At 38.4% G+C, this 11,766-nt stretch carries 7 protein-coding genes and 1 tRNA gene; 3 read left to right on the top strand and 5 right to left on the bottom strand.

What is annotated here, in order from left to right:
- Window positions 1-33 precede the first annotated feature (33 nt).
- Window positions 34-747 (bottom strand): hypothetical protein, encoded by a 714-nt coding sequence (locus AABS66_RS08045; protein ID WP_430224754.1) that lies wholly within the window; start codon window positions 745-747, stop codon window positions 34-36.
- 186 nt (window positions 748-933) lie between these two features.
- A complete protein-coding gene (locus AABS66_RS08040) occupies window positions 934-1,242 on the bottom strand; it encodes a DUF5339 domain-containing protein (RefSeq protein WP_102139566.1) in 309 nt (102 codons plus the stop codon).
- Window positions 1,243-2,266: 1,024 nt separating this feature from the next.
- Between AABS66_RS08040 and fliZ the strand changes: the two genes are divergently transcribed.
- The gene (gene fliZ / locus AABS66_RS08035; protein WP_206086740.1) at window positions 2,267-2,782 is read left to right on the top strand and encodes a flagella biosynthesis regulatory protein FliZ; all 516 of its coding nucleotides are present in this window, start codon (window positions 2,267-2,269) and stop codon (window positions 2,780-2,782) included.
- A gap of 207 nt (window positions 2,783-2,989) precedes the next feature.
- Here fliZ and putA read toward each other — a convergent pair whose 3' ends face one another.
- Complete coding sequence (putA, locus tag AABS66_RS08030; protein ID WP_430224753.1) at window positions 2,990-6,973, bottom strand: trifunctional transcriptional regulator/proline dehydrogenase/L-glutamate gamma-semialdehyde dehydrogenase; 3,984 nt, start codon at window positions 6,971-6,973, stop codon at window positions 2,990-2,992.
- Window positions 6,974-7,471: 498 nt separating this feature from the next.
- Here putA and putP point away from each other — a divergent pair, with 498 nt between their 5' ends.
- Window positions 7,472-8,956 (top strand): sodium/proline symporter PutP, encoded by a 1,485-nt coding sequence (gene putP / locus AABS66_RS08025; RefSeq protein WP_430224752.1) that lies wholly within the window; start codon window positions 7,472-7,474, stop codon window positions 8,954-8,956.
- Window positions 8,957-9,047: 91 nt separating this feature from the next.
- Here putP and cycA read toward each other — a convergent pair whose 3' ends face one another.
- Entirely contained in the window at window positions 9,048-10,448 is a 1,401-nt protein-coding gene (cycA, locus tag AABS66_RS08020) for a D-serine/D-alanine/glycine transporter (RefSeq protein ID WP_206086742.1), read from the bottom strand.
- 255 nt (window positions 10,449-10,703) lie between these two features.
- On the opposite strand from cycA, the gene AABS66_RS08015 reads away from it, so the two are divergent.
- Window positions 10,704-10,779: transfer RNA gene (locus AABS66_RS08015), tRNA-Lys, on the top strand.
- 437 nt (window positions 10,780-11,216) lie between these two features.
- Here AABS66_RS08015 and AABS66_RS08010 read toward each other — a convergent pair.
- Entirely contained in the window at window positions 11,217-11,657 is a 441-nt protein-coding gene (locus tag AABS66_RS08010; RefSeq protein ID WP_206083828.1) for a hypothetical protein, read from the bottom strand.
- Window positions 11,658-11,766: the final 109 nt, after the last annotated feature.

The following is an 11,766-nucleotide window of genomic DNA, read 5'->3' as shown; positions in this document are numbered from 1 at the left end:
AAAGAAGAACCAAGGAAGGTTCTCCTTTTTGCATTATACCGCTGTTCCTTCTGTTCTTAAGATGTAGTAATCAATTTTTTTGCAATGATATTTGGATAGTTTATTTTCTAATATATGGCGTGTGCTTTGTGCTGCGCTTTCTCTAATTTTACTAAAATCAATATCAGGGTAAAGATTCTTGCAGGCAATGTCATTTAGCTGTTCTACAACATATTTTGTTGTTGCCTTGCTATCAGCATTTACACTACTTAAGTCGATGCTTTTTGGATTCAGTTTTAAATACTGGGTTGCTTCTTTTACTTTTGGATCATTTTGAAGAAGTTGCTTAGTAAAAGGTTGTGCTGCATCGATTTGTATATCTGACTCTTGGAGGTCACAATCGCTTTGGGCATTTTTAAAAATGGTTAATCTATCTTTTGAATTTATAACAGCTTGATTTTTTTTGGCGTTAGCCAGAAAGGTGGCTTGGACTTGATCAATCACACTATTGATCATACTGGATATTTGAAGTGTTTTTTCTGCAGCTTCAAAAGTTTTATAGTCAGTTCCCGATGAAATACTAACTTTAAGATTGTTGAGTAGATTATGTGTATCTAACTCGATATGTTTATGATTAAAACTGAGTTCAATACATGCAGTATTGGTGTTTTTAATATTTTTGATTAAGTGGTGAAATTTACTGCATGTTTTTATGAATCTACTGAGTGAAAAGGGTTTTTTAACGACAGTGCTGACATATAAGCTCATTATATAATCCTTAGTTTTTTCGTTTTTTAATTCTATAAGCTAGAGGAGATATGAGCTTGCAAAAACCTATGGGTAAGGCGAATGAGTCTTTAAGTATTTGTTTATATGGTCTTTTTTTTGTATAAAAAAGAGCCACAAATGGGCCCTTTCTTGGAAAATTGCAGTACTCTGAAATAATCTAAGCGATTACAGACCTAAAGCCGTTTTCATTTGTTTCATTGCATCAATACCTTGTTGGCAAGCTTTATCTTGCTGATCTTTAGGTAATGCGGCAACTTGTTTTTTACCTTCTTCCAGTTGACCTTTCATCGCATCTAACTGAGCTTTTGCTTGTGGGTTTTCTGAAGCTTTAGCAATTAAGCTATCAACTTCAGCGAAGTAAGCATTACAAGTTTCAGTTGCACCAGCAACTTCACCTTTTTTCTCTTCTTCTGAACAAGCAGTGATTGTCAGTGCCAATAAACCCATACCACAAGCTAAAATTAACTTTTTCATAATCAACCTTATTAAAATTATTTATTTATATAGCAAATGAAGTATATAAGAGAAGTTTTTAATATCAAATGTAACTAATCCTAAAATAATATCTTAATTAGTAATTATAAAAATAACTATGTTAGTGAATAATATTGCAATATGAGGCATGGGTAGTTGGATTATATATTATTTATGGGGAACTCATTAAAAATCACAGTATTAACCGCTGTTTAAAAGGGTACATTCATTATTAGTGTAATACTCCCTCGATTAAGATAAAACTAAAAGGGTAAAGATTGGCATTAAGTTGAAATGGGTAATTTCTGTAAAGTTATTTCTCATTAGAAAATAAGCCCCTGAAAGTGTGATATAGAACGAAATAAAGTCAATTAAAACCCATATAACACTTTTAATGCTATTTATAACATTTTTGTATATAGGGTTGAGTGTTTAAAAATAGTTATAAAATGTAATGAAAAGTTTACGGAAATTGAATAACGCTAAACTATGAGATATTTTAAGCATTAATATCTGTACATTTAAGATGCAATAATAGATGAAAAAGGTGAGCAGCTTCACATATTTATCAATTAAATCTTTGAATAGCTATAATATTGATTTTTAAATCAAATTTTCTTTGTACGAAGATAGGATAATCAGGTAAAGTCTGAGCCTTTGGTCTGTCTAATGAATAATTGCCTTTATAAGGTTCGTTAACGCTATGTGTATAGAGTTAACAAAATTTAAGTTAATTAGGTTGACGCTAAATCAAATTCGTACCAAAATTGACTCACCTTGGAAATTCGCCAAAGAGCGATAGACGGGGTAAAATATTTTTCATAAAGGGCAATAATTTTTCTTACATTACATTCTTAGGAGGATCATTCTCCTAAAGAAAAAGTGAGAAAATAATATACGGGTTTACCCGTATTTAAATGCAACATAGCAGACATTCTATTAATGCTATGGGCATAACAAGTATGTAACTCGGTTTATCTTGTTACAATTTTATTTTTAGACTTACACACAGGGCTTTACCATTATGTCTGCTTCTATTGTAAAGAAACGGCCTCTGAGTCGTTACATCAAAGATTTTAAACACAGCCAAACTCATTGTGCACATTGCCACAAAACTCTTGATCGTATCTCTTTGGTTTTCAACGATGACATCTTAAATAAAGAAGCTATCGCTGATATGACCGAATTGGTTGATGAAGGAACTTGGGGAGAGCTGCAAGGTAAATTTACTGCACTTTGTCGTTTTTGTAGTGAGATTTACTGCAATAGCAATACTGATTATTTTGATATTATGTCATTTAAACAGTATTTATTCTTACAGACTGAGATGAGCCACAGTACCGTTCGTGAGTATGTTGTTCGCTTACGCCGCTTAGATGAGTTGTTATCTTCTTCTAATTTTTCAATGAAAGAATTTACTGCAAGTAAAGTTCAAGAACAATTAAGCGAAAAAATGACAGACTCAGCATTTAGTAATTACAATATTGCATTACGTAAATATGAACAATATTTATTCTGGGAATCAGAAAAAGTGCAGTAATAAGAATAGAGTAGATAACCTACTTTGTGGTTAATCAATATCTATTCATTAATGAATTGGTGTCCTATGGGCACCTTTTGCGTTTTTAGCGGTTCAAAATAAATATCAAATCTGAATAGAATACGAAGATTAATTATATGAAAATCATTGAAAAGAAAAATGAAGAGGCCTGACTTCAATTATTCATGAAATCAGGCCTTATTGTATTTAACCGATGGTCATCAAGCTTGCATTCCCTCCCGCTGCAGCGGTATTGACACTCAATGAACGTTCGTGAACAAGTCGTTCTATTAATAAGTTCGTATCGCCACGCTCAAAACCTTGAACAGAGATAATTGGCCCTTTACGTTCAGCGATAACTGCACAAACTTCTTTTAACTGATCGCTATCCCCATGGTAAATAACACCTTCAATTGTCTCTTTAGAACCCTGCCATTGCTTGGTGATTGAGATGGTTTTTCGGACTTTCTCAGGAAGCAGTTTAAATAGTTTTTGGTGAGTTTCGCTATCAGGCCAAAGGGATTGGCAACCTGCCGCTAGAACCGCTGCAAGTTGAATTAAGCAGTCATTTTCATTGTCACTAATACATAAAACCAGGCCACGAGGACGTAATGTATAGGTATTTTTTTCACCCGTAGGGCCAGGTAAAAGTCGAGTAGTCCCTGCTTGAGTATAACGCGTAAATTGTTCAAGAACGGATTGATCAACAGGTGCCTGCTGTTTTTCTACCCATGCAGTAAAGGCATCGAAAGGTGTAAGTAATTCGGCTCGTGCACTAGCATCCATTGGTAAGTGTTCATCTTGACGTGCAAGCGTATTCGTCACCGCACTCTCTGGACGTTCACTTAATAAACGGTAGAGATATAACGGCCCGCCCGCTTTTGGTCCAGTACCTGATAACCCTTCGCCACCAAATGGTTGCACGCCGACCACTGCGCCAACCATATTTCGGTTGACATATAAGTTGCCAACTTTAGCTTTGCTGACGACTTGGTTGATGGTTTCATCAATACGGGTATGAACACCTAAAGTTAAGCCGTAACCCGCTGCATTGATTTGATCAACGAGCATATCAAGTTCATCACGTTTGAAACGAACCACATGAAGAACAGGGCCAAAAATTTCTCTTTTCAGCTCGCTAATGTTTTCCAACTCAATTAATGTTGGCTTAACATAAGTGCCTTCGTGTTGTTCTTTTGTATCATCGGAATGATCAAATGCCGCTTGGAAAATAGGTTTTCCTTTGCTACGCATTTGTTGAATATGTTGATCAATATTATCTTTCGCCTCACGGTCAATCACTGGGCCGATATCGGTGGAAAGGTGTTCTGGGTTCCCCATGCGACATTCTTCCATAGCGCCTTTCAACATACGTATGGTTCTATCGGCAACATCTTCTTGAACACAAAGTATACGTAATGCGGAGCAGCGTTGGCCTGCACTATCAAATGCAGAAGCAACCACATCTGTGACGACTTGCTCTGTTAATGCGGAGGAGTCGACAATCATGGCGTTTAATCCGCCAGTTTCTGCGATTAACGGGGTAGGGCGGCCTTGGGCATCTAAGCGACCAGCAATATTACGCTGTAATAACCCCGCGACTTCCGTTGAACCCGTAAACATGACGCCACGAACGCGTTTATCACCGACTAACTGGGCTCCGATAGTTTCTCCTTTACCAGGTAAAAATTGCAATACATCACGAGGAATACCCGCTTGGTGAAGAATTGAAACGGCGATGGCACCGACAAGTGGTGTTTGCTCTGCTGGCTTGGCTAGTACAGTATTGCCCGCAGCGAGTGCAGCAGCAATTTGCCCAGAGAAAATAGCCAGCGGGAAGTTCCAAGGGCTGATACATACCACAGGTCCTAATGGACGATGGGTATTATTATCAAAGTCATTTTTGACTTGTGTCGCATAATAATTCAAGAAATCTACCGCTTCACGGACTTCTGCGATGGCATTCGAATAGGTTTTGCCAGCTTCACGAACTAAGACATCGAGTAGCGGTTGCAACTGCTGTTCCATGAGATCGGCTGCGCGTAATAAAATAGCGGCACGTTCTGATGGTGGGGTTGCAAACCAAATTGTGCCTGCGTCATTGGCGATATTTAACGCATGATCGGCTTCTTGTTCTGTCGTTTCACGAACATGACCGACAATATCTTTATGGCACGCAGGGTTGAGGATTGCTTGAGCTTCTGGAAGCGTATCTTTTGTGGAGAACTCGCCACCCAATAAAGGCTCTGCTAGTTTAGGCTGGATAGCAGCGCTGAGTAGTGCGCTTGATAAAGAAGCTAAACGGTGCTCATTCGATAGGTCGAGGCCCATAGAGTTAACACGTTCATTCCCGTATAAATCACGTGGGAGAGCGATTTTAGGGTGGGGTAAACCGATTTGGCCTTCTGTTTTAGATAGCTCAAGTACATCTTTCACAGGATCTGCGACTAATTCATCTAACGGAATAGTTGCATCAGCAATGCGGTTAACAAATGAAGTATTTGCGCCATTTTCTAATAAGCGGCGAACTAAATAAGCTAATAACGTTTCATGGGTACCAACAGGGGCATAGATACGGCATGGGCGATTAAGTTTGCCATCTGCCACTTTCCCGACTACTTGCTCATACAGTGGTTCACCCATCCCATGCAAACATTGAAACTCATACTGGCCAGGGTAGTAATTTTTACCTGCAATTTGGTAGATAGCGGAGAGGGTATGTGCGTTATGCGTTGCGAATTGTGGGTAAATTAAATTTGGTACAGATAATAATTTGCGAGCACAAGCAATGTATGAAACATCGGTGTAAACCTTACGGGTATAGACTGGATAACCTTCTAAACCATCAATTTGTGCGCGTTTAATTTCGCTATCCCAATAAGCACCTTTAACTAGACGGATCATCAAACGACGTTGGCTGCGTTCTGCTAAATTGATAATGTAATCAATCACAAATGGACAGCGTTTTTGATAAGCTTGAATAACAAAGCCAATTCCATTCCAGCCTGCAAGTTGCGGCTCGAAACACAGTTTTTCGAGTAAATCTAATGAGATTTCTAAGCGATCAGCCTCTTCTGCATCAATATTAATCCCTACGTCATATTGATGTGCTTGTAATACAAGAGAAAGTAGGCGTGGGTATAGCTCATCCATAACGCGTGAATATTGTGCACGGCTATAGCGAGGGTGCAGGGCTGATAGTTTTATTGAAATACCTGGGCCTTCATAAATACCACGTCCATTTGACGCTTTACCGATAGCGTGGATCGCTTGTTGGTATGACACCATGTAATCTTGGGCGTCTTTTTCTGTTAACGCAGCTTCTCCTAACATATCATAGGAATAGCGAAAGCCTTTGTCTTCTAACTTACGTGCGTTCGCTAAGGCTTGGGAAATGGTTTCGCCTGTAACAAATTGCTCGCCCATCAAACGCATCGCCATGTCTACGCCTTTACGTACTAGTGGCTCGCCACTTTTACTGATAATGCGGTTTAATGAGGTCGACAGTTTAGCTTCGTTGTGAGTAGAAACTAGTTTACCTGTAAATAATAAGCCCCACGTTGCAGCATTCACAAACATTGAGCTGCTTTGCCCTAGGTGAGATTGCCAATTTCCGTTACTGATTTTGTCACGAATTAATGCATCGCGAGTGGCTTTATCAGGGATGCGCAATAAGGCTTCGGCTAAACACATTAATGCTACACCTTCTTGGGACGAAAGTGAAAACTCTTGCAACAACCCTTGTACTAACCCGGAACGACCTACACCATTTTTTTGATTGCGTAATTTTTCTGCAATGGAGTAAGCCAGTTTATGCGCTGCCTCTGCCTGCTCAGTTGGCAGTTGTGCTTGTTGCAATAACATTGGTACAGCTTGCGTTTCTGGGATGCGATATGCGGAAGTAATTGAAGAGCGTTTTACTGATTGTGGTAAAATATGCTCTGCAAAATCTAAAAATGGCTGATAATTAGATTCTACTGTGGTGTCTTCTTCTCCTGTCTGATTTTCTTTTGCATCGATACCGGCGGATAACTCAGGAATGATTTGGTTATTGTCGAGTTGTTCTAGGTAATTATAAATAGCTTGCTTGATAAGCCAGTGTGATGTGCGATCCAGTCGTTGAGCGGCATTTTTAATGCGTTCACGAGTTGCTTCATCAAGTCTCACACCCATAGTTGTCGTGCTACTCATCTTAATTCCTCTAGTTGACAGGTCGTCATAATCGAAAAGTTACACAACATTATCTTAATGTTGCAACTTTGTGCAACATTGTTAAGTGAAATTTCTGAGGGAAATGTGAAACATGTCGGGTTTTTTGGTGATTAATCATATTAATGAAAGTTATGGTTATTTATTCTATATATTTTTCATATGGTTATGGCCATGCCGTTATTAAGGGAATAATTAATCAATTATTTTGAAATTTGGCTTAAAATTTTAACATTTGTGATATGGATTCTATTTATGGAATAAAAAATAGTTAATTTCTTGTTAATTTAATATGAGTCTGACTAGGATGGAGTCACTGAGATATTAAGTTAGTGCAACACAAACAATCACAACCTATTTGGTGTTCACGAAGATAAATTAAAGATGTGCAATAAAGTGCAACACCATGAAGTTACAAGTTATCAACGGCAATTCATATAAAGATAACTACACTACTAAGCTACTCAATGGAGAATATAGATGACTGTAAGCACTCCGATGATTGTCACGTTCATCGTATATATTACTGGCATGTTATTAATTGGCTATTTAGCCTATCGCTCAACAAAAAACTTTGATGATTATATTCTCGGAGGACGAAGTTTAGGCAGTGTGGTGACCGCATTATCAGCGGGTGCATCAGACATGAGCGGTTGGTTATTGATGGGGTTACCTGGCGCGATTTTTATCGCAGGTATTTCTGAAAGTTGGATTGCAATCGGGTTAACACTAGGGGCTTATTTTAACTGGTTATTCGTAGCAGGCCGCCTACGTTTGCAAACAGAAAAAAATAATAATGCCTTGACACTACCAGATTATTTTACCAGCCGTTTTGAGGACAATAGTAAAATCTTACGGATTATTTCTGCCATTGTTATCTTAGTTTTCTTCACCATTTATTGTGCATCAGGTGTTGTTGCAGGTGGATTATTGTTCGAAAGTACATTCCATATTAGCTACGAAAAAGCGATGTGGTTAGGGGCATTAGCCACTATTGCTTATACATTCTTAGGCGGCTTTTTAGCTGTGAGCTGGACAGATACAGTCCAAGCTTCGTTAATGATTTTTGCCCTGATCCTTACACCAGTTGTCGTTATTTTATCTATAGGTGGCATAGATACCTCTATCGAAGTGATAAAAGCGAAAAATCCTGAATACCTTGATATGTTCAAGGGAATGAATTTTATTGCAATTCTGTCTTTACTTGGCTGGGGTTTAGGCTATTTTGGGCAACCTCATATTTTAGCACGCTTTATGGCGGCAGATTCACACCAAACAATCCACTCCGCAAGGCGTATTAGCATGACGTGGATGGTGTTATGTTTAGGCGGTACTATTGCCGTTGGCTTCTTTGGTATCGGTTATTTCGAAATGAACCCGAGTGTTGCAGGGGCTGTAACGCAGAATAATGAACGTATTTTCATGGAATTAGCAGCAATATTATTTAATCCATGGGTAGCGGGAGTGTTACTTTCTGCAATTTTAGCCGCGGTAATGAGTACCTTAAGTTGCCAATTATTAGTGTGCGCAAGTGCATTGACCGAAGATCTCTACAAGCCATTTATTCGTAAAACAGCGAGCCAAAAAGAGTTAGTGTGGGTCGGGCGTTTTATGGTGCTGATAGTTGCGGCTATTGCTATTTATATTGCCCGTGATCCAAATAACAAAGTATTAGGGTTAGTGAGCAATGCATGGGCGGGGTTTGGCGCTGCGTTTGGTCCCGTTGTTTTGATGTCTGTGCTTTGGAAGCGTATGACACGCACAGGTGCTCTGGCGGGTATGTTGGTGGGCGCTATAACTGTATTAGTTTGGATGCAATACAAATGGTTTGCATTGTATGAAATTATTCCTGGTTTTATCTTTGCTACCATCGCGATTGTAGTGGTGAGTTTAATCACCAAAGCGCCAAGTGCAGAAGCACAAGAACGCTTCGAACAAGCGGAAGCGGAATATAAAGCAAAGTAATAGTTGTTATCTTGTGATTAGATGAACGATTAAGAAGGCCGAACTGTTAAATATGTTCGGCCTTTTTTATTGGTGGATAGCGAAATGGTGTTTAATGTGTTTTGCGACGTTTCACAATTTGATAGCCAATAAGCAGCACAATAAACCAGATAGGTGTCGCGATTAAGGCTTGCCTTGTATCGTGTTGGAATGCGAGTAAGACAATCATAAAAGCAAAAAATGCTAAGCTAACCCAAGACATAATAATCCCCGCAGGCATTTTATAATGGGAGGCTTTATGCATTTCTGGCCGCTTACGACGAAAGTTGAGGTAACTATATAAAATCATGCTCCAAATAAACATGAATAAGATGGCGGATACTGTAGTCACTAAGGTGAACGCATGCATGATATCAGGAATAAAATAGATAAGCACAATACCAAAACTGAGGCATATACAGGTGAAAATTAACCCTGTTGCAGGCACGGCTTTTTTCGATAACTGGCTAAATTTCTTCGGTGCATCACCTTCTTTAGACAAACCAAATAACATACGGCTGGTGGAAAATACTCCACTGTTTGCGGATGAAGCGGCTGACGTTAGCACCACAAAGTTAACGATACTGGCCGCCGCAGGAAGACTGATTAACACAAACATTTCAACAAATGGGCTTTTATCCGCCAAAATTGTCCGCCAAGGTGTTACGGCCATAATCACAATAAGTGATAAAACATAGAAGGCAATGATACGAATTGGGATTGCATTGATGGCTTTTGGTAGCGATTTTTCAGGATCGCGCGTTTCAGCGGCTGCGGTACCGACTAATTCAATCCCAACAAATGCAAATATCGCAATTTGGAAGCCTGCAAAGAAACCACTTATTCCCATAGGGAACATTCCACCATCATTCCAAATGTTACTCAATGATGCAGTATGGCCTGTAGGCGATTGGAAATTCATCGCGATAAGCGTTCCGCCTACTGCAATTAAGGCAATAATGGCGACAATTTTTATCATCGCAAACCAAAACTCAAGCTCACCAAAAAGCTTAACGGACACTAAATTTAGTGTGAGTAAGGTGATGACACAAATAAATGAAGTCACCCATTCAGGAAAATCGGGTACCCAGAAACTGACATAGGAGGTAATGGCAATAATATCTGCGATGCCAGTGATCACCCAACAAAACCAATATGTCCAGCCGACGAAAAAACCTGCCCATGGTCCGATCAGGTCAGCAGAAAAGTCGCTGAAGGATTTATAGTTAAGGTTAGAGAGTAGAAGTTCACCCATTGCTCGCATAACAAAAAATAACACGAAGCCAATTATCATGTATACGAATATAATGGATGGCCCTGCAAGAGAGATGGTTTTCCCTGACCCCATGAATAGACCCGTTCCAATTGCGCCGCCAATTGCAATAAGTTGAATATGGCGGTTACTAAGGCTTCGTTTTAACTGATTACGATCAGCGGAGTGCTGAGCTGGGTTTGAAGTTGTATTTTCTTCCATACTGTAAAGTGTCCGTAGTAGTTTGTTATAATTGACCACAGTATTTTTTTATTTGTGTGGTTATGTTTGCGTGAAATATTGTGACATAAATCTCAATTAGAGTAAGGAAAACTTACTTTGTTGAAATCGAAGTGCTGCTTATTCAATCTATCATTATCGTTAATTTAACATTCAATACTAAAAATTAACTTACACAATAAAAATAGCAGAATAATATTGACTGTAGCAATTGATAGGCGTTAAATATTTTGCACTGGGTTGTTAGCTCAGTTGGCAGAGTAGGCGACTCTTAATCGCTCGGTCTGGGGTTCGAACCCCCAACAACCCACCAGAATTAAGCTGTATTATCAGTATAATAAGCCACTTTTAAACAGTGGCTTATTGCTTTTTATGGTGCAAAAAAGCCTATTTATTATTCCCTTCGAAACAATTTCCATTTTTTACTCAAATTCATCTTGGATAAGCTTTGAGCCAGTCTGATTTACCTGACTCTAAGTTGAATAATCAAAACACAAAGAGAGCCTTGATTATATGCAATGTATATCAAAGTGCTATTTGTTAAATAAATGTGTAACTAATAAATTAAAAGAAAATTGATTGAACAGTATTTTTCTGAAATGAATAAATATCGATAAAATGCAATGATCAAAAAAAATAAATAGCCTGTTAAAACAGCCAATAAGGTAATAAAAAAGATAAGTTAGCAAAATAACCCACCTAATCAAAAATAACCAGATTAATAATCTGTTGCAATACAGGAAAGTAATGCTATTCCTGTTGCGACCTTTTTTTCACGGTTACTTTAGCTTCGTAACCTAATAGGTATAAAGCCTGTTCTAGCATCTCAATTTTTGACGCGTAGTGAACATCGAGTAAGCGTTCTATTTGTTGCGCATTAATATTCATTTTTCTAGCTAAATCAACACGTAAAGTTTTAGTGTCTAACATTGCATTATGTAGCGCGACTTTGAGGCAGACTAAAATAGGCAAATACACTGGGAATGCATTTTCTGTATGTCCTTGTGGTAGTGGAATTGCTTTTCTTGACGTTATTAATTCAGATAATGTTGCCAGTAAAACCTCTTCGGCTTCCAATTCAACATCATCTTTGCAAAAAGTGACACCTTGAATACCTGGAAAATCATAAAAATTGATTTCAAATGCACCTTCTTCTTCAACAAATTCAACATTGGCAAAATAAGTAAACATACCTTTCCTTTTATAGTTGGTATTAAAAGCCGTTAGTATAAAGTAAATCTAAGAGAGCTTCAGTCAAACCTGTATGCAGAATAAGCGAGATTATAGGTGAGTAAGATGG

Source organism: Providencia sp. SP181 (assembly GCF_050446505.1).
In the GTDB taxonomy this organism is placed as follows: domain Bacteria; phylum Pseudomonadota; class Gammaproteobacteria; order Enterobacterales; family Enterobacteriaceae; genus Providencia; species Providencia vermicola.
The sequence above is the reverse complement of the archived record's forward strand: the minus strand, read 5'-3'. Positions and strand labels throughout refer to the sequence as shown.